Source organism: Enterococcus malodoratus (assembly GCF_027659535.1).
GTDB lineage: Bacteria > Bacillota > Bacilli > Lactobacillales > Enterococcaceae > Enterococcus_A > Enterococcus_A malodoratus.
Genome location: NZ_JAQDPG010000012.1, coordinates 119,257 through 144,898 on the forward strand (window position 1 = coordinate 119,257; position 25,642 = coordinate 144,898).

The 25,642-nt window shown below is 38.8% G+C and carries 22 protein-coding genes; 18 read left to right on the forward strand and 4 right to left on the reverse strand.

From position 1 onward, the window contains the following. Positions 1-133 precede the first annotated feature (133 nt). The 10 genes from PGP85_RS17825 (at position 134) to PGP85_RS17870 (ending at position 12,856) form a co-directional block, all read left to right on the forward strand. The gene (locus tag PGP85_RS17825) at positions 134-1,612 is read left to right on the forward strand and encodes a helix-turn-helix domain-containing protein (RefSeq protein WP_270328708.1); all 1,479 of its coding nucleotides are present in this window, start codon (positions 134-136) and stop codon (positions 1,610-1,612) included. A 1-nt stretch (position 1,613) separates the two neighbouring features. Next, positions 1,614-1,943, forward strand: coding sequence for a hypothetical protein (locus tag PGP85_RS17830; protein WP_251867500.1), 330 nt, complete (start codon positions 1,614-1,616; stop codon positions 1,941-1,943). Between the two features lie 34 nt (positions 1,944-1,977). Further along, positions 1,978-5,955, forward strand: a complete 3,978-nt coding sequence (locus PGP85_RS17835; RefSeq protein WP_270328709.1) for a SpaA isopeptide-forming pilin-related protein — start codon at positions 1,978-1,980, stop codon at positions 5,953-5,955. Positions 5,956-6,277: 322 nt separating this feature from the next. Continuing rightward, positions 6,278-7,303, forward strand: a complete 1,026-nt coding sequence (locus PGP85_RS17840; RefSeq protein ID WP_270328710.1) for a Gfo/Idh/MocA family oxidoreductase — start codon at positions 6,278-6,280, stop codon at positions 7,301-7,303. After that, a complete protein-coding gene (locus PGP85_RS17845; RefSeq protein ID WP_270328711.1) occupies positions 7,303-8,307 on the forward strand; it encodes a Gfo/Idh/MocA family protein in 1,005 nt (334 codons plus the stop codon). Before PGP85_RS17840 ends, PGP85_RS17845 begins: the two co-directional genes overlap by 1 nt. Positions 8,308-8,396: 89 nt before the next feature. Further along, the gene (locus PGP85_RS17850; RefSeq protein ID WP_270328712.1) at positions 8,397-9,734 is read left to right on the forward strand and encodes a PTS sugar transporter subunit IIC; all 1,338 of its coding nucleotides are present in this window, start codon (positions 8,397-8,399) and stop codon (positions 9,732-9,734) included. Positions 9,735-9,899: 165 nt separating this feature from the next. After that, positions 9,900-10,712 carry a MurR/RpiR family transcriptional regulator gene (locus PGP85_RS17855; protein WP_270328713.1) on the forward strand — a complete coding sequence of 271 codons (813 nt, stop codon included), beginning with the start codon at positions 9,900-9,902 and terminating at the stop codon, positions 10,710-10,712. Between the two features lie 29 nt (positions 10,713-10,741). Continuing rightward, entirely contained in the window at positions 10,742-11,062 is a 321-nt protein-coding gene (locus PGP85_RS17860) for a PTS sugar transporter subunit IIB (RefSeq protein WP_270328714.1), read from the forward strand. 3 nt (positions 11,063-11,065) lie between these two features. Beyond that, positions 11,066-11,377, forward strand: coding sequence for a PTS lactose/cellobiose transporter subunit IIA (locus tag PGP85_RS17865; protein ID WP_010742332.1), 312 nt, complete (start codon positions 11,066-11,068; stop codon positions 11,375-11,377). Positions 11,378-11,419: 42 nt separating this feature from the next. After that, positions 11,420-12,856 carry a 6-phospho-beta-glucosidase gene (locus tag PGP85_RS17870; protein WP_270328715.1) on the forward strand — a complete coding sequence of 479 codons (1,437 nt, stop codon included), beginning with the start codon at positions 11,420-11,422 and terminating at the stop codon, positions 12,854-12,856. Positions 12,857-12,964: 108 nt separating this feature from the next. Here PGP85_RS17870 and PGP85_RS17875 read toward each other — a convergent pair whose 3' ends face one another. Continuing rightward, positions 12,965-13,966 (reverse strand): LacI family DNA-binding transcriptional regulator, encoded by a 1,002-nt coding sequence (locus PGP85_RS17875; protein ID WP_270328716.1) that lies wholly within the window; start codon positions 13,964-13,966, stop codon positions 12,965-12,967. 213 nt (positions 13,967-14,179) lie between these two features. Between PGP85_RS17875 and rpe the strand changes: the two genes are divergently transcribed. From rpe to PGP85_RS17900, 5 genes are all read left to right on the forward strand, one after another. Beyond that, entirely contained in the window at positions 14,180-14,830 is a 651-nt protein-coding gene (rpe, locus tag PGP85_RS17880) for a ribulose-phosphate 3-epimerase (RefSeq protein ID WP_090405813.1), read from the forward strand. Positions 14,831-14,841: 11 nt separating this feature from the next. Next, positions 14,842-15,288 (forward strand): ribose 5-phosphate isomerase B, encoded by a 447-nt coding sequence (rpiB, locus tag PGP85_RS17885; RefSeq protein WP_010742328.1) that lies wholly within the window; start codon positions 14,842-14,844, stop codon positions 15,286-15,288. Positions 15,289-15,445: 157 nt separating this feature from the next. Continuing rightward, positions 15,446-17,278, forward strand: a complete 1,833-nt coding sequence (locus tag PGP85_RS17890; protein ID WP_270328717.1) for a beta-glucoside-specific PTS transporter subunit IIABC — start codon at positions 15,446-15,448, stop codon at positions 17,276-17,278. Between the two features lie 38 nt (positions 17,279-17,316). After that, complete coding sequence (locus PGP85_RS17895) at positions 17,317-17,928, forward strand: DUF4867 family protein (RefSeq protein WP_270328718.1); 612 nt, start codon at positions 17,317-17,319, stop codon at positions 17,926-17,928. A gap of 135 nt (positions 17,929-18,063) precedes the next feature. Continuing rightward, a complete protein-coding gene (locus PGP85_RS17900) occupies positions 18,064-19,023 on the forward strand; it encodes a zinc-binding dehydrogenase (RefSeq protein ID WP_270328726.1) in 960 nt (319 codons plus the stop codon). A gap of 403 nt (positions 19,024-19,426) precedes the next feature. Here the strand turns inward: PGP85_RS17900 and PGP85_RS17905 are convergent, their stop codons facing one another. Beyond that, entirely contained in the window at positions 19,427-19,897 is a 471-nt protein-coding gene (locus tag PGP85_RS17905; protein WP_270328719.1) for a CPBP family glutamic-type intramembrane protease, read from the reverse strand. Beyond that, the gene (locus tag PGP85_RS17910; protein WP_270328720.1) at positions 19,878-20,501 is read right to left on the reverse strand and encodes a TetR/AcrR family transcriptional regulator; all 624 of its coding nucleotides are present in this window, start codon (positions 20,499-20,501) and stop codon (positions 19,878-19,880) included. The genes PGP85_RS17905 and PGP85_RS17910 overlap by 20 nt, the downstream gene beginning before the upstream one ends. Before the next feature lie 323 nt (positions 20,502-20,824). On the opposite strand from PGP85_RS17910, the gene PGP85_RS17915 reads away from it, so the two are divergent. The 3 genes from PGP85_RS17915 (at position 20,825) to PGP85_RS17925 (ending at position 24,864) form a co-directional block, all read left to right on the forward strand. Continuing rightward, entirely contained in the window at positions 20,825-21,412 is a 588-nt protein-coding gene (locus PGP85_RS17915; RefSeq protein WP_408639904.1) for a YitT family protein, read from the forward strand. 618 nt (positions 21,413-22,030) lie between these two features. After that, positions 22,031-22,765: a helix-turn-helix domain-containing protein gene (locus tag PGP85_RS17920; RefSeq protein ID WP_270328722.1), complete on the forward strand. Its 735-nt coding sequence runs from the start codon at positions 22,031-22,033 to the stop codon at positions 22,763-22,765. A gap of 50 nt (positions 22,766-22,815) precedes the next feature. Continuing rightward, the gene (locus PGP85_RS17925; protein ID WP_270328723.1) at positions 22,816-24,864 is read left to right on the forward strand and encodes a MucBP domain-containing protein; all 2,049 of its coding nucleotides are present in this window, start codon (positions 22,816-22,818) and stop codon (positions 24,862-24,864) included. 93 nt (positions 24,865-24,957) lie between these two features. On the opposite strand, the gene PGP85_RS17930 is transcribed toward PGP85_RS17925, so the two are convergent. Continuing rightward, positions 24,958-25,539: a TetR/AcrR family transcriptional regulator gene (locus tag PGP85_RS17930; RefSeq protein ID WP_270328724.1), complete on the reverse strand. Its 582-nt coding sequence runs from the start codon at positions 25,537-25,539 to the stop codon at positions 24,958-24,960. Positions 25,540-25,642: the final 103 nt, after the last annotated feature.

Sequence of the window (25,642 nt, forward strand, 5' to 3'; positions counted from 1 at the left end):
TTAGGAGCAAACATAACAACTGTGTTATTCTCGTACTAAAAAAACTTTTTTGCCATTCTCTGCACTGTTTTCGTCGTCAGAGATAAGGCTGAATTCTTAAAAATATATAGACGAGTGAGAGGGAAGAATAGAATTGGATATCTATGAATTGCTAGATGAAGAACAACGATACCAATTGTTTATTGTTCGGCTGCTAGATCTGACGATTGATGAGTATATTTCTATATCAAAGCTGGAAGAGTTAACCGGTCAATCCACGTTTAAAATTAAAAAATATATCCATAATATCAATTATGACCTGCACAATAACGGCTTTGATTCGAAAGTAATCGTACAAGAAGATGTGGTACAGCTTCAGGATATCGATTTGAAAGTGATCAAACTCTTACAGATTCACTATTTTGAGACGAGTCATATTTTTCCGCTGATGATCTATTTGCTGGAAGGGCAAGGGACGATTGATGGATACGCGCAAGAGCATTTCTTGAGTACGTCAAAAGCTTATGCTGCACGCAAACAGCTGATCACCTTTTTTAAACCACTGGGGATAAAAATAAAAAAGGGCAAGTTTGCAGGAGATGAACTTATGATTCGAAATAGTATCAGTACGATCATCTTTGAAGCATTGAATGGGTATTATTGCCCCTTTTCTGATTCGATCAATCAGGTGGCAAAAAAAGTCATTGAGTTTTTGACGTTCCACTTTGATTTGCGATTGACTCCGACGCAAAAGGGCAAGTTGAAGGTGTTAACAGCATTAAGTTTGGTTCGTTGCAAGAATGATCGTTCGCTTGATGATTCTTTTTTGTCTTCTAACAAGGTGTTTCAAACCGCAGAGTTGAATCAGCTGTCAGCGTATATTCAAGTTGACTCGGATAAATTAGTTGATGAATTGTCCTATCTATTAATGTTCTTGTATGTGGAAGGATTACTGAGAAAAGCGGATGAAATTGATTTTAAGTTTGACTATTTTGCAACGATTGATACTAAGAGCCAGCAAATCAGTACCCAGATCCTTCATCAAGTAGAAGAAAAATATCAAATCCAGCTTCCCGAAGAAATCAGTCATTCCTATAGGCAAAGGGTCAGGCAATCGAATAGGCGGCACGCGATATACAGCTTCTATACCTCCAGTTTTTCAACGAATAAACAAATACAATCGGTCAATGAAGTCTATCCCGTTTATTCCGAAATTATTTGGGGCGTGATCAAAGAGTATCTTCCTAAAGAGCAACAGGATCTCAATGGACAAATGGTTCGTTTTTTTTATGACTATTTGTTTATTTTGCTGGATATTCTTCCGCCAGAGCAAGTGGAGAAGCCGATCGATGTGTTCGTTGATTTTTCACAGGGAAAGGAATATACGAAGTTCATTATTAAGCAAATTGAGGGATTTAAAGACCTAAACTTAGCGATAGGAGATCGGCTGACGAGCCATACAGAAATTTTAGTATCCAACTGTGTTGTTCCTCGCTTCAAAGGAAAACAAATTGTTTGGAAAAATCCGCCGGCTCCCAGTGATTGGGAGGTTTTTGGCGATTCAATCGTCCAAGTAAAAAAAGAACGATTACTCAATAGGGATATGAAGAGACTAGAAGATACAGGTGAGTAAAATGAAAAAAAGATTTATTTTATTTGGAACATGGCTGATTGTTCAACCAACCTTTTTTGTCTGGAGCCTCCTTGAACAGGAAAAAAGCGATAGTCAGGATACAGCATTGCCGGCAGTGGTTGAATATGAAGACAATCAAGTTCGGATTGTCAAAGCGAATAGAAAGAAGAAAACAAACTTCCCCGATAAGAAGGTGCCGGATATAGGTTCCTTGGAGATGCTGCTTGCCAAGATGGAAAATGAACCTACATCGTCGGGAGATCCACCAAAGACAACAAGTTTAGGCAAGAAAATGAGTTATCTGGCTAAGACGATTCTATTTACAGGATGATCAAGATTTTTTTCATAACGAAAGGTGAAAGAATATGAATAAAAAGGTATTGAATAAAACAGTTTACTTACTAGCAAGCTTCTTTATGATTTTAGGACAGTTAGGAATTATGCAGGTGTTCGCAGAAACAACAAATACGTCATTGCAGATTTCCACTGCTTCAAAAGAGGCCAAAGTCGGTGAGACCTTTGCAGTAGATCTGCAAGGAACACCTGAGCAGTTAAGCAATTTTCAATTTACTAAAGATGGATCGATTTCTGAAGTGAAAAAAGAAACGATCAATGACAATCAACAAAAGATTTATTTGAAAGGCAATAAAGCCGGTACATTTAAACTAGCGGGAAGATCAGGCACAACAGTAACCAATGAACTAACCATCACCATTACTGATGGTCAGCAAGCTACCCAAAACAGTGCTGCGGTTTCGTCTAATTTACCTGTAGAAGGAAACTCAATCTCTACGCCGGTTGAAAAGGCTGGCATCCAACCTGCTGCTGGAAATTTAACTCCCGATCCTAAGGCAGCTGGCGATGATCCTGGTGTCACACTGACGGCTACGAATCCGATCGGCTCACAGCAGCAAGTTGAATTAGATGTTACACTCTCTACTTCTGCAGGGAAACTAAGCAAAGATGGATCAGTTAGTGTCTCTATCCCTAAAACCATTGTTCAGGACCCAAGTCAATTGGCTGATCAAATCGTTATTGGTGATCCATTCTCCTTGGGTACACCAGCATATAGTGAAGATGCCAATGGAAACTATGTTCTTAACGTAAAATACGATTCGACGAAAATCGACCAAACTTCTGCTCAAGGATATACCTTCAAGGTTCGATTCAGAGCACCGTATTTTGAAAATAATGAAACAGTTCCTAAGGAAGTAAACTTTGGTGTGCAATTAGACGTAAATGGGGAACAGGTCAGTGAAGATAAAAAGACTTCTGAAACACAGCCTTCCCAAAGCGGCGCCCCAGCATTTCTTAAATACAGCGGTCTGCCCTATAACGAAATAAATGGACAGAAAGTTTATTTGCTCGATACTACGCCAGATACCTACAATAATAATTTTGTGATTATCGTGAATTATAATCATAACAGCTATGACAACGTGACCGTAAATGATCAGTTGCCTAATAATACTGTTCTTCATGATGGATACAAAATATTAACAGATGTCACTTCAGGCGATGCGTCACCATATAAACACATAAACATTTATAAAGTAGATCAATGGAATTCGAATGGAACACCCAAACATTATACCTATGTAACGTCTGATTTTAAGGATAAAATCTCAACAACAGATGGGTCCTTATCAGTCAATCTTGGTGGAGTCAGCTCGAATGATGCCTATGTCATTACTTATGGATTATCTGTGGACCCTACGGTCACGGCAAAAGACTTTGGAACGAGATACAATGATGCACGAGAATTAGAAAATGGCTCGCAAATCAATCAAAGCAAAGTTCCAATGATCATTGATGACAGTCATTATCAAGCCATCAAATTAAATAAAACCGTCGATCAAAAAACACTGGCATCGAAAAAAGGTACTATCGGCTATTCATTAACGCTATCCAGCTCAAGCGATGTCGTTCATGCGGGTACCATTATTACCGATCCATTGCCAGAGAATACTCGTTTTGATAAGACGACTTCGTATGATCCTAACTATATTTCGGAAGTCAGCTATGATAAAACGAAGAATAGTATTTCCTATAAACTATTAAAAGACATCCATGCAAATGAAAGTACAGCAATAAAATTCGATGTCTCGTATGCAAATGCAGCGTCTGTCCCAGGCGATAAAATAGTCAATAAAGCCTCTATTAACTATGCGGGCAGTACAATCTACAGTAATGATGTCACAACGACACTAGCAGGAAGTGCGTATTTATACAAAACAGATAAAGATTCAGGCGATCCGTTAGCAAATGCGGTTTTTAAAATCGTTGATTCCGCCAATAAAACGATTGTCGAAGGCTTAACCTCGGATGGAAAAGGCTTTATCAATTCAGGATTATTAGATCCGGGGAATTATTCATTTATCGAGGTCAAAGCACCTAACGGATACGATTTAGACAACACGCCGATTCCGTTTGTAGTGAAGGAAGGGCAAGAAACACCCATCAATCTATCTGTGACGAACAAAAAAACACTGACAGGAACCGTTGTACTAACCAAAATGGATTCAAAAAGTGAAGCCCCATTGCAAGGTGCGGTCTTCGAACTAAGAGACAAAGATGGAAAAGTCCAACAAACTGGTTTAACAACTGGCTCTGATGGAAAACTAACGATTGATAATCTAGTACCGGGCGACTATCAATTAATAGAAACAAAAGCCCCAGACGGATATGAGTTAGATAAGACACCATTAACATTTACTATTGAAAAAGACCAGACGAAACCAGTTCAAGTATCAATGATGAATAAGAAAAAAGCTCCTGGAATCGTCATATTGACTAAAATGGATTCAAAAAGTGAAGCACCGTTACAAGGAGCGGTCTTTGAATTAAGAGACAAAAACGACAACATTTTAAAAAGTGGGTTAACAACTGGGCCAGATGGAAAACTGACAATTGATAATTTAGCGCCGGGTGAGTATCAATTAATAGAAACAAAAGCGCCAACAGGATACGAGCTAGATAAGACACCACTAACATTTACTATTGAAAAGGACCAGACGAAACCAGTTCAAGTATCAATGATGAATAAACAAAAAGACACTGGAGCGGTCATATTAACGAAAAAAGATGCCACGAGTGGAGAAAACCTGCAAGGCGCTGTTTTTGAATTAGACAGTAAAGACGGTAAAGTCTTGCAAAGTGGTCTACCAACCGGGGCCGATGGGAAACTAGCAATCGATAACTTAGTACCAGGAGAGTACCAGCTAGTTGAAACAAAAGCGCCGACTGGTCACGATTTAGATAAGACGCCAGTCACATTTAAAATTGAAACGGGAAAAGACGCTGCGGTTCAAGTATCAATGACCAATAAACAATCTGTTGATAGTGTTGTGCTAACTAAAACGGATGCCGCTACTGGAGATAAATTGCAAGGAGCGGTCTTTAAATTAGAAAAACAAGACGGCACACCAGTAAAAAACGACTTAACTACCGGACCAGATGGAAAACTAGCAGTTAATAACTTAGCTCCAGGCAAGTATCAATTTATCGAAACCCAAGCGCCAACAGGATATGAACTAGATAAAACCCCGGTCAGCTTTACTATTGAAAAAGACCAGGAAACTGCGGTTCAAGTATCAAAAACGAATAAGGCAACTCCCGGAGCGGTTATTTTAGAAAAGATCGACTCTGAGACCGGAAGTAAATTAGCCGGTGCCACTTTTGAACTAAGAGATAAAGACAATAAAGTGGTTCTTAAAAATCTGGTCACTGATAGCAATGGGAAATTAGCGATTAAAAAATTGCATGCCGGCAACTATCAATTAGTAGAAACAAAAGCACCAGAGGGGTATATATTAGATAAAACTCCGGTCAAGTTCACAATCAAAGCCAATGAAAATACGCAGAAACAATTGACTAAGACCAATAAAGAAAAAGGGAAAACCGTGAGACTTGAAAAAAGAGATGCGTTAACAAATGAAGTTTTAGCCGACGCAAACTTCAAATTAATCGACAATCACGGAAAGACGATTCAAACCAAATTAGTTACCGATAAAAACGGCAGCTTATCTGTCAGCGGATTAAAGAACGGAAAATATAGTCTTGTGGAAACGAAAGCCCCAGACGGCTATATATTAGACCAAATACCGCTTCACTTTGTAATATCCGACAAGACATCGTTTGTCCAATTGACGAAACTGAATATAAGAAAGATCAATCTAACAGTGAAGGTACCACACGTTACTCATCGGTCGCATACTTATTCAGTGAAAACATATCCTAAGACAGGCGAAAGCAAATCTACTGTCTTAACGATAATAGGATTAATAGTCATCGGACTTTTGGCGGTGTTGATGTGGATGAATCGTAGACGTCAACAAGGATAATTTACTCTGCAGTGCTACTATTTCTTAGAATAGTAGTACGATTATGAGTAGGTTCAGAGCATCATCAATTTCAAAATACACTCGATAGTTAGATTACATGTCTAATTATCGGGTGTATTTTTATTTCTGAAGTTGTGAGTGAAAGCCGCTTTCACAAAAAATCTGCATTTATGAAAGCGCCACCCTATTTGTCGACATGCCATCGAAATGGTTGAAATCAGGTGGTAAGGTTGAGCTGTACCAATCAGCTGATGGTCGTTGTTAGTTGCTATTGTAATAGTGATTAATACTTGAATAATTGTTGAATTAGGAGGGAAAGTTTATGTTAGTCATTGCCTATATTGGTTTTGGCAACAGTGTTTGCCAATATCACTTGCCATATGTAGAAGCACGTAAAAACAAGATGAAAGTCAAATATATTTACCGCAGAGAAGAAGATCGAGTGGGGGACTTAGAACGGGAAAGCTGGTATCCAGCGATTCAGTTTACGTCGTCGATTGAAGAAGTAATGCAAGATCCTGAAGTGAATCTGATCGTGGTCAACACGCCGGATCAGTTTCATGTTGCCTATACCAAAATGGCCTTAGAGAGTGGAAAGAACGTTCTGACTGAAAAACCTTTCGCTATGACCAGTGAGGAAGCAAAAGAAGTTTTTGCTCTTGCGAAGGAAAAGGGACTTTTGGCTATGGCCAATCAAAATCGTCGTTTTGACGCGGATATGCGCACGGTTCGTAAAGTGATTGAATCCGATGTTTTAGGTGAGTTGATCGAAGTTGAATCTCACTATGATTATTATCGTCCAAGTATTGCAGATCATAAAGGGATGGGTGTTCTTTATGGACTGGCTGTTCATCCGGTTGATCAGATTGTTGGAGAGTTCGGTGTTCCAGAAAAACTTGTCTATGATGTGCGCAGCATTGATAACCCAGGAATCTCGGATGATTATTATGACATCGATTTCTTCTATCCGAATGGATTAAAAGCGATCGTGAAGACCAGCTATTATGTGAAGCTTGATTATCCTAGTTTCATCGTTCATGGGAAAAAAGGAAGCTTCCTGATGCCATCGCTTGGACATAATTCTTCTAAGGCAAAACCGAATGGTCCTTATCCGTTGCCAACAGAGGAATATGATGAAGAATTTTGGGGCGATTTGTCCTATATGGATCAAGAGGGGCAAGAAGTGAGTATGAAAGTTCCTGTTGAAAAAGGCGATTACGGTCTTATCTATGACAACATTTTTGATGTCGTAGCTGGTAACGCAGAAAAAATCGTTAAGGATGAAGAAGTTATAGCTGTTTTAGAAATTATCGAAGCAGCAATGAAAGTCGCAAAGGAGGCGAAATAATGAAAGTAGGTTTATTAGGTGCAGGAATGATCGTCCATGATCTGCTGAGTTTTGCGGGAGAAATCAGCGAGATGGAACTAGCAGCGATCTGTGCGACGCCATCCGAAGCAACAGTAATTCAAGAATTAGCAGAAACACATGGAATCAACAAACAGTACACTAACTATGATGAGATGTTAAAAGATCCTGACATTGATACTATCTATGTAGGTGTTCCAAATCATCTCCATTATGCGTTTACCAAAAAAGCATTGCTGGCAGATAAACATGTCATTTGTGAGAAGCCCTTCACGTCAAATTATCGGGAAGCGGTGGAACTAGCTGATTTGGCGCAAGAAAAAAACTTGTTTGTTTTAGAAGCTGTTTCTACTCGTTTCTTACCGAATGTATTGAAAATCAAAGAGTTATTGCCAACTTTAGGAGAAATTAAAATTGTATCCGCCAACTATTCACAGTATTCTTCACGCTATGATGCGTTTAAGCAAGGGATCGTTCAACCAGCCTTTGATCCAGAAAAATCGGGCGGCGCGTTGATGGATCTGAATATCTACAATATCAACTTAATGGTTACCTTGTTTGGTTCAACCGACAAGGTGAGCTATCAAGGGAATATTCAAAAGGGAATCGATACTTCGGGTATTTTGAACATGGATTATGGGGATTTCAAAGCAGTCTGTATCGCAGCTAAGGATTGTAAAGCACCGATCGTAACTTCGATCCAAGGAGATAAAGGTTGTATTATCATTGAAGATTCTGCCAATGTCGTAGCCAAATTCAAATTATTGATGAATGATTCATCAGATGAGCAGGTTTATGAATTAAATCAAGGAAAACACAGAATGTATCACGAGTTTGTAGCCCTTTGCGATATCATTGATCACCAGAAAGCGGAGAAAGCACAAAGATTAATGGACGTCTCATTGGAAACCATGAAGATTCAAACGCAGGCACGAAAAACGGTTGATGTGATTTTTCCTGCAGATGTTAGCACAAGCAACAAATAAGTGTTGGGAATAATGGTAGCGAATTAGGGATTACGAAGACAAAGCTGTAATCCCTGAGGCAGACTACCAAAAAATAGGAGGAGCTCCGAATGGATAAACAAAAGAAAAGTTTGATGGATAGATTAACGGACTTTACGAATAAGATTTCCGAACCGCTGGGCAGATTTGCGAATACTGATATTATTTCTTCCGTTGTAGCTGGCTTGGTTTCAGTTACGCCGATTATTATGATTGGTTCGATCTTTTTGATTCTGTATGTTTTAGGTTCACCGGATGTAGGAACTAGCGGAAAACCGTTGATCGGCTTTTTAGCACCTTGGGCGACGAAATTTTCGTGGATGAACAGTTTGACAATGAACATGATGTCCCTTTATTGTGCGGTAGCAATTCCTTACCATTATGGGCAAAAGAAAAAAATGAACACATTGACCTGTAGCTTGTTAGGTTTGGCAACATTTTTGATCTTTACCATCAATGGGTATGATGAGGCCGGTGGCATTCTGGTTACAGCATTCAGCGCAACGGGTCTATTCGTTTGTATTATTACGAGCATTATTGGAGTTCAGATTTTGAAATTCTTCTTGGATAGAAATATCACGATCAAAATGCCTGATTCGGTACCGCCTAATGTGGGAAATGCTTTTGGTGCCTTGCTACCATTTGCGACGATCTTCTCTTTGGCGTGGATCATCCGCACAATCATGAACTTTGATATGGTTTCTTGGTTGAATACGATTTTAGAACCGATTATTACCTCGTCTGACAGTCTGTGGATGGCGATGTTCGTGACTTTTGTCTGCCTATTATTATGGAGTGTTGGTCTTCATGGAGACAATATGTTCTTGGCTTTATTTACACCATTTGGCCTAATGTGGGTCGATCAAAATGCAAGCGCTTTAGCTGACGGTGTTTCAAAATACGATTTGCCAAACATTTTAGCAGGGTTGGGAAACACGGGCTTGATTCGTCTAACTGTGTGGACTGCCGCCGTTTGGCCACTGCTGTTCTTGATGATTATTTCAAAGAAAAAACAATTCCGCACGATCGGTTTTACCGCTTTAGCACCAGGAATTTTCACGATTGTTGAACCGGTGATTTACGGTTTGCCTATCGCATTGAATCCTTACTTGATGATCCCGTTCATTTTAAGCGGAACGATTTCTTCAGGTATCGGCTATCTCTTGATGTCTACGAGTTTCTTCGGCAAGTTTTATGCGGTCGTACCATGGGCAACACCGCCATTTCTATTAGGACCGTTGGGAACCGGTGATGTGAAGACAGCACTTATTCCAATCATTTCTTTTGCGGTCGGAATGGTCATCTATCTTCCGTTCTGGAAAGTCTACAATCAAAGTATTGATGCTGAAGAGCAACAAAAACTCGAAGAAGCATCTGCTGCCGAAATGATCCAACCCAATGAAGCATAAACAGAAAGGATTTAAACGACAGTCTGTCCTTATATCAAACGAATCAGTTATTTTCTCAGACTAGGATGCTATAATCAAATAGAAGAATCCGTTTACACAGATGCGGCGAGTACCGCACGTAAAGTGGAGCATATCCTAAAACATCCTAAACTGAGGAGTGAGGAAATGATTATTAAGCAATTACAAGAAGGAACGGCCTTTACCCATCAGGAAAAGGCGGTCGTTCATTTTATTCTGGAAAATCAAGAATGCATTTTAGATAAAACCGCAAAAGAAATTGCGTTGCTGACTTTAACTAGTCCGGCGACTATTAATCGACTGTGCAAAAAACTAGGATTTACGAGCTATCATGAGTTTCAGCTGCAATATGTCAGTGAGTATGCTCAAAACAAGAAAAATGATCAAACAAAGTTGGATGTCATTGCGTCAAATATTGAATTGTCCGAAACGGTTGAAGGCCTGTATCAGGAAACTGTTCGCTATACTCAGGAAATGATCAAGAAAAATTCCCTGAATCGTATTGTCAATCGGTTGGTTCATTCCAACCGAATTGATTTTTACGCGAACGACGCGAATTTCACTCGAGTACAAGGAGCGTGCTTGAAATTAAGCAGTCTCGGAATCAACACGCAGGTTTTTAACACTTACAATGATTTTTATAGCGGAACATTGACGGATAATGGCAGTGTGGCGATCTTAGTCAGCCACACCGGAAAGAATCCAGTGATGATAAATGCCGCTATGGAATTGCGGCGTAAAAATATATATACGATCGCATTGACTAGTAATGTAAACCGAAAATTAGATCTGCTTTGCAATGAAAGTCTCTATATTTATTCGGGACACTATGAGTTGACCTCGTTGCAATATGGGGTTTCAGTCGATTATTTATTGGACGTTATCTATACCTGTCTAGTTGCTCGAAAACGCAAGAATCCTTTTGATTATGATCCCGCGGATTATGAACCTCAGTCTTAAATAGTTGAAAATAGGAAGGAAAGAATTCGATGAAAACAATCATGTTAGTATGTGCCGCTGGAATGAGTACCAGCTTATTAGTAACCAAAATGGAAAAGGCTGCGCAAGCGCAAGGAGTAGAAGCCAATATTTTTGCATTGTCCGCATCAGAAGCTGATCCTGAAATCGAAAAAGGAGCAATTGATGTGATTTTGTTAGGTCCGCAAGTTCGTTTTATGTTGAAACAATTTGAGGAAAAAGCTGCTAAAATCAATGCTCCGGTCGCAATCATTGATATGCAGGATTATGGCACAATGAACGGAGAAAAAGTCTTCGCGACGGCTCTTCAATTGATGGAAGCGGGGGCTTGATCAATGGAAAATCAAAATTTAGAAGTAATCATGGGCTTGATCGTACATGGCGGCAATGCTAAAAGTTATGCGATGGAAGCTATCCAATCAGCGAAAGATCAGCAGTTTGAAGAAGCAGATAAAAGTATTGGACTCGCGAAAGAATCATTGGTGGAAGCGCACCATACTCAGACTGGATTGTTGACGGCTGAAGCCGCTGGCGATAATACAGAGATTTCTTTATTGATGGTTCATAGCCAGGATCATCTGATGACATCAATCGCCTTTACAGATCTAGCGGAAGAATTAGTCGCTATTTATAGAAAGATAGCTTGAGGATCAGTCGAATATTTTTTTATATAGGAAAGGAGTGTCCAAATGGTGCAAAAGGATTTTTTATGGGGCGGCGCATTAGCCGCTCACCAGTTTGAAGGCGGCTGGAACAGCGATGGAAAAGGGCCTAGTGTGATTGATGTAATTACAGCAGGTGCTCACGGAAAACCCAGAGTGATTATGGATGAAATCAAAGAAGAGGTTTTTTATCCAAATCATGAGGCCATCGATTTTTATCATCGGTATAAAGAAGATATTGCCTTGTTTGCGGAAATGGGTTTGAAGTGTCTGCGTACATCGATTGCTTGGGCCAGAATTTTCCCAATGGGGGATGAAGAGGAGCCGAATGAAGAAGGCTTAGCTTTTTATGATCGAGTGTTTGATGAATTACTAAAGCATGGTATCGAACCAGTCATCACGCTGTCTCATTTTGAAATGCCGCTTCATTTAGCGAAGAAATATGGCGGCTTCAGAAATCGAAAAGTTATTGATTATTTCGAAAAATTTGCGGAAACGGTTTTTGAACGCTACAACGGTAAAGTAAAATACTGGATGACCTTCAACGAGATCAACAATCAAATGGATACCAAAAACCCGCTATTTTTATGGACGAACTCCGGCGTTACTGTCGCAGAAGGCGAAAACCCGCGGGAAGTGATGTATCAGGTTGCGCATCATGAATTAGTCGCAAGTGCGAAAGCGGTGATTGCGGGGAAGAAAATTAATCCTGATTTTCAAATCGGCTGTATGATTTCGCACGTCCCGATCTATCCTTATTCTTGCGATCCAGAAGATATCATGGCGGCGGAAGAGGCAATGCACGAACGGTTTTTCTTCGCCGATGTGCATGTTAGAGGAAACTATCCACGTTATGCTTTAAAAGAGTTGGAGAGAAATGGCTTTGTCTTAGATATTTCCGAGGATGATTTAGATGTCCTGAAAAAGGGAACGGTCGATTATGTCGGCTTCAGTTATTACATGTCGACGGTGGTTAAGGCTGGTGCTGAAAACCAAGCAAAGGATATAGTCAACGGCGGGCTGGCAAATTCTGTCAGCAACCCTTATTTAGAGGTCAGTGATTGGGATTGGGCAATCGATCCAGTCGGATTACGTTATTCTTTGAATCGGCTTTATGATCGCTATCAATTACCTCTATTTATCGTTGAAAATGGGTTCGGAGCGATTGATCGTTTGGAGGAAGATGGATCCATTCATGATGAACCACGCATGGCTTACTTAAGTGCGCATATCGAGGCGTTGAAAAAGGCTGTTGATTATGACGGCGTAGAACTTTTGGGTTATACACCATGGGGCATCATCGATCTAGTTTCTTTCACAACTGGTGAGATGAAGAAACGCTACGGCATGATTTACGTTGATCGAGACAACGAAGGAAATGGATCAATGAAACGTTATAAAAAAGATTCATTTGAGTGGTATAAAAAAGTGATTCAATCCAATGGAGACGATATTGACGTTTAGAAAAACCGAAATATAATTCAGTTCCTTTATCAAAATAAATGAGCCCTAATGATCAAAGAATCATTAGGGCTTTTTTAAGTGATTAAATTTTTTTAGAAGTGAGCAGGGCTACAAACTCGATTCTCTGACAACAAGAGAGACTGGAATCAGTATGGCATCTCCTGTTTCGCCAGGACTCGCAATTATTTTCAGCAAGCTATCTACAGCTGCTGCGGCGATCTTATCGGTATCTTGTTTGACAGAAGATAGAGTTGGTGAAGAATACTTATCCTGAGGCATGTTGTCAAAGCCGATCACTTTGATATCTTCGGGAATCTTCTTGCCTAGTTTAGCAATCTTTTGAAGAAGTTCCATCGCGATCGAGTCATTAATCGCAAAGATGCCATCGACAGGATTTTCATTTATAAATTTACTGATTACTTCGGGAAAATCCTCTGTATGAATATCTGCGATCAAGACGTTTTTCTCTTTGGAAAAAGCGACGTTATTTTTCTTCAGTGCATCCTTAAATCCATTGTAGCGTTCTTTACCGGAAGAGGACCTTCTCGCATGCATCGCAATGACTGGTGATTTGCAGCCAGAATGTATCAGCGCTTCGGTTGCTTCGAACGCCCCTTGGTAATGATTGGAGGAAATAAAGACGGTAGAATCTTTATCCTTCGGTTCTCGATCAATACAGATATACGGGATATCTTTTTCTGATCGAGTATAGTCAAAACCAAATTCATCGGCTCCTGAAATGACAATCAAACCGTCAACACCTTTGCTCTCAAGCATTTGAAGATAGGCCGCTTCTTTTTCATTGTTTCTTGTTGTATTGCAGATGATTGTGGAATAGCCCTTATCAAAAAGAATTTCCTCAATTTTCTGCACGACATCGGAGAAGAAATAGTTACTGATGTCGGGGACGAGGATACCAATCGAAAAGGATTTATTCATTCGTAAGCTTTTCGCGCTGTAATTCATTTGATAGCCCGTTTCATCGATGACTTTCAATACTTTTTTTCTCGTTTCTTCTGAAAAGCGGCCATTATTGTTAATGACTCTTGAAACAGTAGCCACTGAAACACCGCTTAATTTTGCTATATCTTTAATCGAATACTTTTTCATAAATATCGATCCTTTCGAGTAATCGTTACCATTGTTTAATTGTTTACTCTGTCATTTTCTCATATCTAAGAGGACCTTTCAACTAACCAAATAAAAATTGTCATTGACAATAGAGGTGTAGGGTGCTATATTCTAAACATAAAAGGTAAAACGATTACTCAATTATTTTTTTAGTCCTTGAGTAATCGTTATCTCAAAAAGGAGATGTTTTCTATGGAAAGACTACTTTGTCCATCAATGATGTGCGCAGATTTTTCAAATTTGGAAAAAGACACGATTGCTTTGGATCAAGCAGGCACTGACATTTTCCACATGGATATCATGGATGGTGCATTTGTACCGAACTTCGGCATGGGGTTACAGGATTTTGAATTAGTTCGATCAGTTACTAAGAAGCCGGTGGATGTTCACCTAATGATTCAAAACCCCGGAAACTATGTGGAAAAATTTGCTGATTTAGGTGCTGATATCATCTATATTCATCCCGAAGCTGATCAGCAAGTGACACGAACTTTGGATGTCATTCGTTCAAAAGGAAAGAAAGCGGGAATCGCGCTAAATCCGGGAACCCCGATTGATAGTATCAAGGAACTTTTACCGATCGTTGATTACGTCATGGTTATGACTGTCAATCCAGGTTTTGCGGGGCAGAAGTATCTTGAATATACGAATGAAAAGGTGAAGGAATTGGTAAGACTTGGTTCCGAACATGCCTTTAAGGTAATGGTCGATGGAGCGATTTCGCCAGAGAAAGTTAAGGAGTTAAGCAAAGTCGGTGTAACAGGCTTCATTTTAGGTACCTCATCGGTATTTGGCAAAGCAAAGCCGTATAAAGAAATTTTTGATAATTTAAGAGTCATTTAGGAGGAAGCAGCATGAAAATCGCAATTGGCAGTGATCACGTAGGAATCGAATTGAAACCAACTATTATTGAATACTTGGAAGAATTAGGGCATCAGGTGACTGATTTCGGTCCATTTTCCGCTGAGCGAACAGATTATCCCGTTTACGGAAAAAAAGTGGCCCAAGAAGTAGCAAGCAAGAACTTTGATTTAGGTGTTTTAATTTGTGGTACAGGCGTCGGGATTTCGATTTCAGCAAATAAAGTGCATGGAATCAGAGCAGTCGTATGTAGTGAACCATACTCAGCGAAGTTATCGAGACAACACAACAATACCAATATTTTAGCATTTGGTTCTAGAGTAATCGGCAGCGAATTGGCAAAAATGATCGTGAAGGAATGGTTAGATGCTGAATTTGAGGGGGAACGTCACGGCAAACGAATCGAAATGATCGCAGAAATCGAAGAAGAGAATCAATAGGATTTTAACTGGGATGTAACTGTTAGTCAGAAGGGCTACTGGGACAAGCCAATAGCGAGAATTCGTAAATACACCGAAAAAATGGCAAGCTCTTTTAGAAATAAAAAGGCTATTTCAGTATCCCTTTTGAGTAATCGATTAACTAGGAGGTTATAACATGGATAAACAATTAGGTAAAAAAATTCTCGAATTAGTTGGAGGAGAAGAGAACGTTCAGTCTATCACACATTGTGCTACTCGACTTAGAATGTCTTTTAAGGACAAGTCAAAAGTAGAAGATACGGCTATCGGAAAATTGAATGGTGTCTTAAGTACAATGGAAAAAGGTGGACAGTATCAAGTTGTTATAGGGCCAGCAGTCGATTCAGTCTATAAAGATGTTGTAGCAAATACCAAATTTGAAAGCGATTCATCCGGTGCAGGGGACTCACAGGAAAAGAAAAATATTGTGACTATTTTCTTAGATACAGTTGCCGGGATCTTCACACCGCTTTTACCCTTACTCGCAGGTTCAGGTGTATTAAGAGGAATTGTTCTATTATTGACGCAAGTTGGGCTTCTTTCAGATACAAGCAGCACTTATACGATCCTTACTGTCTCATCGACTGCCGTTTTTTATTTCTTGCCGATTCTTTTGGCATTTACATCAGCTAAGAAATTTGGCGCAAATCAATATGTGGCCGTTGCGATAATGGGCGCCTTGATCATGCCAGATTTCATGAATTTGATGGGTGATGGCGGCAATGGAACTGTTTCTAGTTTTATCGGAATCCCGGTCGTATTGATGGGGTATAGTTCCACTGTAATTCCAGCTGTTTTAGCTGTATGGTGCCAATCGAAATTAGAGAAGTTTTTGAAAAAAATTATTCCGTTGAGTCTGCATTTATTGTTTGTCTCTTTGATCACTTTATTAGTTATGGTACCGTTAACCGCTATTGTATTCGGTCCATTTGGTGTCTATGTTGGGGAAGCCTTCGCTAATTTAGTCAATGCCTTAATGAGTTTTAACGGCTGGATCGCTGGAGCGTTTATCGGCGGTATTTGGAATGTTATGGTTATTTTCGGACTGCAATGGGCGGTGAATCCGGTAATGATTCAAAATATCAGCGTGTTAGGCTTTGACAAGATCGTTCCGTTAACTGGTGCTGCCAATTTTGGTATGGCAGGTGCGGCGATGGGAACATTTTTGAAGACGAAAGATTCAGAAATGAAATCGTTCTCTTTCTCAGCATTGCTTTCGATTTTCTTCGCAGGAATTACTGAACCAGCGATTTATGGTATCGCGGTGAAATATAAGAAACCTTTGATTGGTGCTGTAATTGGCGGTGCCGCTGGCGGCGCATTTATCGGTGGTATGGGTGTGAATGCCTATGCATTTGTATTTGGCGGTTTAACAACGATCCCTGCATTTATTGGCGATACGTTGGTTTATTACTTAATTGGCTTAGCAATTTGTTTCGTGGTTGGAACAATCGCGACGATTATTCTTGGTATTGACGAAGATTTAGAAGAAACATCAGCGCTCAGCTCTGTTTCAAAAGGCAACGAAGTAATTTCTCTACCTATTTCAGGAGACGTCATCAAATTGGAAGACGTAAAAGATGAGGTATTTTCATCTGGCGCGATGGGAAAAGGTTTGGCGATCATTCCAGATAATGGAAATTTATACGCTCCTTTTGATGGTGTCGTGACAATGCTTTTTGCCACAAAACATGCGATTGGCTTAACTTCGGATCAGGGCAATGAAGTCTTGATTCATATTGGTATGGATACTGTGGAATTGAATGGGGAGCTCTTTACGACTTATGTAAAACAAGGCGATAAAATCAAACGAGGCGACCGTCTAATCTCATTTGATAAAGATGCGATTTCCAAAAAAGGCTATGACTTGACAACTCCTATCGTAATAACAAATGCTGCCGATAAGGACATTGAATTTTCTAAGTATGGAAAAATGGAACAGGGAATAGAGATTGCGAGCATTCAATAGAATAAATCATTCGCACGAGTAAGGAGAACAAGAAATCTATGTTTTATCAATCAGTCAAAAGCGATTCATTTTTGAAATATGGTCAACACCTAAAGGACATTAGTTTTCACGAGCTATGTGATTACGTATCCGCTAAGGTAAAGATACCAGGTGATGGCAATGAATATTTTGCTTCCCAGGATTTTATTGAGCAGCATGCTGCGATAAAAGAAATTCAAAATCGTGTCTATGGTGGGATGGAGATACAAGCGGGAACCTGTTCTGGGCATAATACGACGATCACTGCCGTGGAATTTCATCAGGGCAGTGAGGTGACTATCGCTATGACTGACTGTCTTCTAAAGGTCGGGAAAAGAGAAGATATCAGTGAAAATGTCTATGAAGAAAGCAAGATGGAATCATTTTTATTGAAGAAAGGTGAAGGTGTAGAGCTGTATGGCACCACACTGCATTATAGTCCGCTTAAGCTTGATGAGATGCCTTATTCAACGATTGTCTGTCTGCTAAAGGGGACCAATCAGGCAATACCCGAGAAAAAAGAAAGTCTGCTAGTTAAAAAGAAAAACAAATTTATGTTAGTTTCCAAAGAACGTGAAGATAAAATTGCTGATGGATACTTTCCGGGATTCATTCGACAGGGAACTTTTTGATCATTTTTTTAACGAGTGACTGTGTAACATTTTCTTCCTACTTTAAAAACGAAGTAGGAAGTTTTTTTGATTGTTTAGAAGAATAGTTTGCTATTATTGTAGTAAGACAAAATCTAGGAGTGGTTCACGATGAAAATGAAGGCTGTTGTAGTTTCGGAAGCAGGAGGAACTGATCAGTTAGTTTATAAAGAGGTCGAACGACCAAAAATAAAATCTGGCTGGTCTTTAGTTAAGGTCAAAGGTTTTGGAATCAATCATTCAGAAATTTTTACCCGTGAAGGAAAATCGCCATCGGTTGAATTTCCAAGAATTTTAGGTATCGAATGTGTCGGAGTAATCGAAGAAACAACGGATCCGCTGCATTTTCCGATTGGACATAAGGTAATCTCTTTGATGGGTGAGATGGGTAGAGATTTTGATGGAAGTTACGCGGAATATGTTCTTTTGCCAAATACACAACTCTATTCTGTTGAAACAGAGCTGTCGTGGAAAGAATTGGCGACGATACCCGAGACTTACTACACCGCATTTGGCTCCATGCAAAATCTACAGATCACTGAAGACGATCGAGTGCTGGTTCGCGGAGGAACTAGCGGTGTCGGGATCGCTTTTTTGAACTTACTAAAGGGCAAATATCCATCAATGTTTGTTGCAGGAACCACTCGAAACCTGAATAAAACCAATTTATTACTAAATAGTGGGTTCGATGCCATTGTAGAAGAAAAAGACGGTTCACTACAAACAGAAGAAACCTTCGATAAACTATTAGAGCTGATAGGACCAGCAACAATCAAAGATAGCTTCAACTATTTAAATGAAGGCGGCATATTATGCAGCACAGGTCAGCTAGGCGGGAAATGGTACCTAGAAGAATTTGATCCGATCATTGATATTAAGAGAAATTCTTATTTGACGAGCTTCTATTCTGGAAATGTTGCTGAAGATCGGATCAATGAACTGCTTACATATATAGCCGACAACAAAGTGAAGGTCGAACCTGAAAAGGTCTTTAGGTTAGATGAAATCCAACAAGCCCATGGGTATCTTGAAAGCAGTCATAGCTTTGGAAAAGTGATCGTTTTGGTTGAGGAATAAATGAATTCTTATTTTTTTACATTCGTTTCTTTGGTTAGCTTATTTTCTAAAATAGGTACTTATCCATCAAAGAACCTCAGGAATAAAAATTTCCTGAGGTTCTTTATTATGCAGCATCGATTCGTTTTACAACATTCTTTGTCTGCTTGTCAGTAACAAAGAAGAAAATCACACACATACTCAACAAAAGAATGGCAGGGAAAATCTTATTGTTTGAAACATAGACATCCCAAAAGGAATTGATGGACGCATGAAAGAGAACACATAAATAGATGCTTTCGTATTTGTTCCAAATAAAGGATAGCAGTAGTGATAGGCTGAAACAGGTCAGGCTAAACCATACTAAACTCATGGAACTTTGGTTTGACCCGTTGATCCACCATAATGGGATGTGCCAAAATGTTCAAATAACACTGACGATAGTTGCTGAAGTCAGCACAGAATATTTCTTTTGCAGCATGGGCTGTAAAAATCCCCGCCAACCGATTTCCTCGATTCCTCCTCCGATGATCATGATCGGCAGCTCCAGCAAGGCGATATACATCGGAACCTTTTGCACGCTTCCACCTAACAAAATTGGAAGGAAGCAATAGATCCAGGCCATTCCAATGATTAAGAGATACGCACTAATCGGTTGTTTAATACTGAGGATATTCTTTCTGAAGGCGCGGTATTCTTCTGGCGTACTTGTTTTTTTCTTTAGGTAAAGTTCGTTGAAAGCTGGTGAGATACCGCCTAAAATAAACAGGATCATGACTACTGGATTGGAAAAAGGAATGTTTCCGAGATGGGTCAGTCCAGCTGCTAGGAACCAAAAACTCCAGGAAATAAGAATCGTTGAAAATAGGTAATGTTTAATTGTTTGAGTTTTCATAGTAAGCTCCTTCTCGTTCTTTCTTTTTAGTTAAAAAATCAGCGAGTGTGTCAATCAGTATTTCTAAAGACATTTGTCGTGCTTCAACTCCGTAATCGACATTAGTCGCAGTGAAATGAAGGCAGTCCATCAAGTATGAGACAACACCGAATGTTTGCGCGTCTTGCTGATCAATCGCAAAGATTTCGGCGATACGGTGAAAATTCTTCACTTGCTTTTCTTCCAGCATTGTTTTTATTTTCTTTGGCAACTTATTTAACAGCGACGTTATATCATCTGGTTGAAGGTAGAGGACGATACTATCCTCAGCTAAATAGATTTCTCTCAGTGACTTTCGAACGTTCGCATGAAAATCTCCAGTCTGGAAATCAATCGTTAAAAATTTTTGGAACAGCTTTTCTTCGCTTTTTTGAATGACATCAAAGAGTAGATCTTCTTTGGATGGGTAGTGATTATAAAAGGTTCCTTTAGCGATCCCCACGGCGTGGATGATATCTTCCACCGTGACTTTCTTCATTCCTTTCGTTTTTATGAGTTGAACCGTTTCGTGGTGCATAGCTTCTTTAAGTCGTCGTTTTTCTTCTTCCGTTACTATTTTTGGCATGTTGTTCTCCTTTTTTAATCAAATTATTGTTATTGATGCGTTTATTATGACTCGTTCGATATCTTTTGGTCACTTTAAAGTATACTAGGCCTATTCTGACTGTAAAGTTCTAAATAAAGACTGTTAGATTAAGGGATTCTAGGTTTGTCACTATCATTGCACACGTAGTAGACCATTGAGTCCAAAACAAAAATTTGACTATGTTTATAGCCACAAAAATTTCATACCTTACTGAAAAATATGACTCTATCTCTTCGCTTCATGATGGTACGATATGCTCAACGATTGAGAAGAAGGTGATTGCCATAAAAAAGTTGTTGAATTTGATTAATATTTCTATTGGTCTGCTGATTATTTCTGCAGCGTTGAATTTTTTCCTGCTGCCGCATGACATTGCATCGGCCGGTGTCGGTGCTATCGGACATTTAATAGAAATACAATTTGCTTTTAGAAGTATTATTATCGTTTGGCTGATCAATATTTTGATGCTTGTCCTAACGTACGTTCTGTTGGATAAGCAGTTTTTCTCCAAGATTTTTATCGGGAGTCTGCTTTTTCCGATTTTCTTGTATGTTGTTCCTACGATCCCATTATTTTTTTCTCATACCATTTCCTTAGTTATTGGGAGTACGCTGTTTAGTTTAGGTGTCTTTTATTTGTATAAATTTGATTCATCCAATGGAGGAGTAACTGTGCCGCCGATCATTCTTGATCGCTATTTTCAAATTCCGGCCCACAAAGGCTTATTACTAACGAATCTAGTCATCATTTTTTTGAACTTTTATATTTTAAGCCCGATCGATGGTCTGTTCGCGACCATTTCAATTCTTATTATCAGTTTTTCTATGAAATTATTTAGCGCTATAGATAGTAAGATAACGTTCCGAAGAAACGCTAAGATTGATATTTAACAGATGAGAAAATCGAAGAAGACGAACATTAACGATGAAAATAAAAAAATTTTGTACACCCTTTAGCTATGTAAAGGGTGTTTTTTGAATTATGGAGTTCTCCAAAATAATAAACGATTAGTCAATCGGCTCAGCTCGCATTTAACTATCCAGTATTCACGAGAGCGATACTTTATTGGTTATCAAGTAGAAACCAATGGAATCGGAATAAAAAAGTTATTTAGGTTAGAATCATTTTAATTATATTCTTGAATAAAACAAAAATATGATTATAAGGCTAATTTTAAATTAAAGTAATCCTCTTAAAAGTAATTTTCATATATAAATAATCTTGACAAAACTAGCGTTTACTAGTATATATAAATTAACTAGTAAACGCTAGTTTGTTTATAAATTAAATTCGATCGAATGTAACTCAGAAATAAAGTGGAAAGGTGAAAAGAACCGCCAATATGTGTTAATAACGATTCTAAAAAGTAATAATTGTTAAGTGTCAGAGTAATAAGAATGTATCCAAAGGTTTTCAATCATTGTGGTGTGGCTATAGTTTTATGGTCCTCAAGATTATTTCAAATAGGCAGGCATTTCGGAAGGAAATATTAAAGGAGGGATCGGTAAATGACAAAAGTACTGTTATTAAGTAAAAACCATACCGTTGAGCCAAGACTTCAAAGTATTTTGAATCGAGTAAATGCTGAGTTTTATTGTTCTTCCAGCTTGTTCTATCAAGCAAAAGAGCACATAACTATCATTCAGTATTTCTCACTGATTATTATTTGTGACACTATTTCAAATGTTGAATTAGCACAAAGTGTAAAAGCAATTAAAAATAGTGGTATCCCAATATTTAGAAGTGGAAATAAAAAACAAATTTCAGATACTGAATTTGCATGGTTAGATACTTTTATTGATTATTGGGTTGAGGCAGACGACAGTGATTCTGAAATAATCGATAAGATCGCCCGCGCGAGTTTCAATAATGTGGAATCCGCACAGCCCTCTTCAGTAGAAAACTTTTCAAGTCAAAATTACTCGAACTTCCTAAATCAATTATCCAAAAAAGAAAAGCAGCTTTTATTTTATCTTTATGAAGCCAATGGAAAAACTATCTCAAGAGAGATCCTATGTCAAAAAATGTGGCAATCGGAAACAACGCATTCAGGCTTATCCAATCTATCTGCTATTGCGAAACGTTTGAAATTTAAGATGCTGGATGCGGGGATTGATACGGATGGACTGGGATCTAGTTGGGGACAAGGGTATTTTCTTCAAGCACCATTTCTATTATTTTTGCGGAACAATGATTTTGATAAATATTTTGTTTCTAATTCAGGCAGTGTTGGTGGAGAGTAGCTTGAATAAAAAGTTTCACGTTGAAATATAAATTGAAAAGGAGATTAAGTATGAGAAAGTTAGGGCTAAAGGTACTCACGTTATTATTTTGCTGCAACATGACAGTAGGGATGTTGCCAATACAGGGACATGCTGTAAGTAATGGAAGCGAGGCATTAAGTGAGTCGGTGGAAACATGGATGCCAGATCAAAATCTTAGAAAGGCAGTTGCGTATTATCTAGGCGGAATCAATCCAGATGATATAACAAAAGAAGCAATGGCAAATTTGGATATGCTCACTTTTGATCAATATACCTTAGATATTCCGGAAAACACTGTTGTTGATTTTACTGGTCTTGAATATTCTGGAGAACTATTAACTTTTGACAGCACATATGTGATTGCAGAGAATGTTCCGACTATTAAGGTAGGCGATCAATCATTAGTTTATGTGATGCCTAATGTTTTAAAGAAACTTGAAGTTACGGGCAGAGTAGCTCAGCTTCAAATTGGCCGAAGATACGGCACTGGTGTCCCAACAAGCGAGTTGATTAACTTAGGCGATTATATCCACCGCTTAAATCCAACTGATTATCTTCGAGTCTTTTCTAAAGATATGGCGGATTTTTCTTCGATTGGTATTCAGTCTGATGTTTTGACGGACACATATATGGCTGAATTTGTTAGTGAGCTTCAGTTGCTTTTACCAAATTTGGAAGTGTTGGAAGGACATACCGGCGAAGTAGTATATGAACAAGATGTACTCAAGGACTTTATGGGGAATTCGCTGCTTTCGGCTTCCACTCATTCTGCACCGGGAATGATACGCTATTTGGATGAGAATAAAGACGATGTTTATCACTATTCAAATGTAGATTATACGGATAAGGGAATGGTCTTTGACGAGCTTTCTGATGATGTCGCTTATGTATTAGTCGAATTTGCTAGACTTCCTACGCTGCGATCTGCTGGTGTAAATGAGTTGGCGAATAGCAATACAAGATCTTTAGTAAATAGTATGTATAGTTTAAGTGCTCTGATCCCAGTTGTTAGGGTTCGACCAGGTGCTGATGTAACAGTAAGGTATCATGATGAAGACGGAAAAACGATTGCGGATGAGGAACGATTGACCGGAAATGTGGGCGCTGGCTATGTATCCGAGCAAAAAGTGATCGACGGACACACATTTAAAGAGGTACAAGGAGAACCAACGGGAACATTTACCGATCAACCTCAAACAGTGACCTATGTGTATTCTAAAAATCAGATAAATGCTGGTGATGTGACAATAAAATATCAAGATACAGAAGGAAAAACGATTGCAGATGACGAACGATTAACCGGAGTTGTTGGCGACAGTTATGTTTCTGAACAAAAAACAATTGACGGCTATACATTTAAGGATGTACAGGAAAATCCAACGGGACTATTTACGGATCAGCCCCAAACAGTGACCTATGTGTATTCTAAAAATCCGTTAAATGTTGGAACAGTGACAGTAAAGTATCAAGATACAAAGGGAAATAAGATAGCTGAAGAGGAACAATTGACGGGAAACATAGGTAGTGCTTATGTATCCGAGCAAAAGGCTATCAAAGGCTACACATTTAAAGAAGTTCGGGGAAATCCGACTGGGGTATTTACGAATGAAGCCCAAACAGTGACCTATGTATATACTCAAACACAAGTGCCAGTAAAAACGAACGATATAACAGCAAAATATCAAGATGAAAATGGGAAAAGCATTTCAGAAGATGTGATCATAAAAGGTACTATCGGAGAAGACTACGCTACCGAACAAAAAAAGATCGATGGTTATACATTTAAAGAGGTCCGCGGAAATCCAACGGGTAAATTTACGGATCAACCACAGACAGTTGTCTATGTTTATAAGAAAAACGTAGCCGCGAACGTTGATACTACTCCCACAAGCGAAAATCATATTACTACATTTTTCAACAAAGTAACTGGGGAGAATACTTCCGGAAAAAGTTTGCCAAATACGGGGGAGGATACAAAATATTCTCAAGCATTTACAATTATCGGGATTGCTTTAATTTTCAGTACAGGTATTTATCTATTTAGATTTAGAAATAAAAGGGGAAACCATCATCGATAAAAGATAAATCAATTATTCGATGGTGAAAAATTAACCAGAATTTGAAGAAGCTTCGACCATTTGGTCGAAGCTTTTTTTGAAGGCTATAGTTAGTTAATCATTGTCTAGTCGATAAATCTGGTCGAATTGTTTAATATGTTTTTCCAATAAAGCAATATTCTCTTTTACCAGGTCAGGCCGAATATCGCAGCGTCGAATGAGAAAGTTAATTGGCGCATAAAAATGCATGGCAATAATGTAAGGATCCATTTTGATAAACGTTTCTTGTTGTACAAGATCTGTAAATAAAGTTGTTAGGTATTCCAAGGGACGTTCAAAGAATAATTCGTTGTACAAATTGCCGACATACGGATTGATATGCTGTTCAGAAACTAGGACCTTTCTGAACTTACGAGCAGTATCATCGGTTAAGTAGTATTTAAAAGCATCAACATACATCTTCGTCAGTTCTTGGACAGTTGTCTCTCGGTATATGCTGCTGGCATCGAGTGTTATGGGTAAGGCGTAGGTATTATTGGCTTCTTTTAGGATTTTAGTTGCTTCAATTAAAATGGTGTCAAAGATTTCTTGTTTACTCTTGTAGTGGTTGTATAACGAACTATCCTTGATTCCAACAGCGGTGGCGATTTCCTTTACCGATACACCATCAAAACCGTGTTCAGAAAAGAGCGTCAAGGCTTCCCGCCATATCCGTTCTTTTGTATTATTTATGGTCGTTCGAGAGTGTAAAATATTTTGTGTAAATGAGAAAGTCCATTCTATTATTTAAGTTAAAACA

Bases quoted from the DNA above. Each gene is read 5' to 3' on its own strand.
- PGP85_RS17890 (WP_270328717.1), top strand. From the start codon at position 15,446: ATGGATAAACAATTAGGTAAAAAAATTCTCGAATTAGTTGGAGGAGAA.
- PGP85_RS17845 (WP_270328711.1), top strand. From the start codon at position 7,303: ATGAAAGTAGGTTTATTAGGTGCAGGAATGATCGTCCATGATCTGCTG.
- PGP85_RS17875 (WP_270328716.1), bottom strand. From the start codon at position 13,966: ATGAAAAAGTATTCGATTAAAGATATAGCAAAATTAAGCGGTGTTTCA.
- PGP85_RS17855 (WP_270328713.1), top strand. From the start codon at position 9,900: ATGATTATTAAGCAATTACAAGAAGGAACGGCCTTTACCCATCAGGAA.
- PGP85_RS17910 (WP_270328720.1), bottom strand. From the start codon at position 20,501: ATGCCAAAAATAGTAACGGAAGAAGAAAAACGACGACTTAAAGAAGCT.
- PGP85_RS17870 (WP_270328715.1), top strand. From the start codon at position 11,420: ATGGTGCAAAAGGATTTTTTATGGGGCGGCGCATTAGCCGCTCACCAG.
- PGP85_RS17840 (WP_270328710.1), top strand. From the start codon at position 6,278: ATGTTAGTCATTGCCTATATTGGTTTTGGCAACAGTGTTTGCCAATAT.
- PGP85_RS17860 (WP_270328714.1), top strand. From the start codon at position 10,742: ATGAAAACAATCATGTTAGTATGTGCCGCTGGAATGAGTACCAGCTTA.
- PGP85_RS17850 (WP_270328712.1), top strand. From the start codon at position 8,397: ATGGATAAACAAAAGAAAAGTTTGATGGATAGATTAACGGACTTTACG.
- PGP85_RS17925 (WP_270328723.1), top strand. From the start codon at position 22,816: ATGAGAAAGTTAGGGCTAAAGGTACTCACGTTATTATTTTGCTGCAAC.
- PGP85_RS17865 (WP_010742332.1), top strand. From the start codon at position 11,066: ATGGAAAATCAAAATTTAGAAGTAATCATGGGCTTGATCGTACATGGC.
- PGP85_RS17835 (WP_270328709.1), top strand. From the start codon at position 1,978: ATGAATAAAAAGGTATTGAATAAAACAGTTTACTTACTAGCAAGCTTC.
- PGP85_RS17830 (WP_251867500.1), top strand. From the start codon at position 1,614: ATGAAAAAAAGATTTATTTTATTTGGAACATGGCTGATTGTTCAACCA.
- PGP85_RS17900 (WP_270328726.1), top strand. From the start codon at position 18,064: ATGAAGGCTGTTGTAGTTTCGGAAGCAGGAGGAACTGATCAGTTAGTT.
- rpe (WP_090405813.1), top strand. From the start codon at position 14,180: ATGGAAAGACTACTTTGTCCATCAATGATGTGCGCAGATTTTTCAAAT.
- PGP85_RS17905 (WP_270328719.1), bottom strand. From the start codon at position 19,897: ATGAAAACTCAAACAATTAAACATTACCTATTTTCAACGATTCTTATT.
- rpiB (WP_010742328.1), top strand. From the start codon at position 14,842: ATGAAAATCGCAATTGGCAGTGATCACGTAGGAATCGAATTGAAACCA.
- PGP85_RS17920 (WP_270328722.1), top strand. From the start codon at position 22,031: ATGACAAAAGTACTGTTATTAAGTAAAAACCATACCGTTGAGCCAAGA.
- PGP85_RS17895 (WP_270328718.1), top strand. From the start codon at position 17,317: ATGTTTTATCAATCAGTCAAAAGCGATTCATTTTTGAAATATGGTCAA.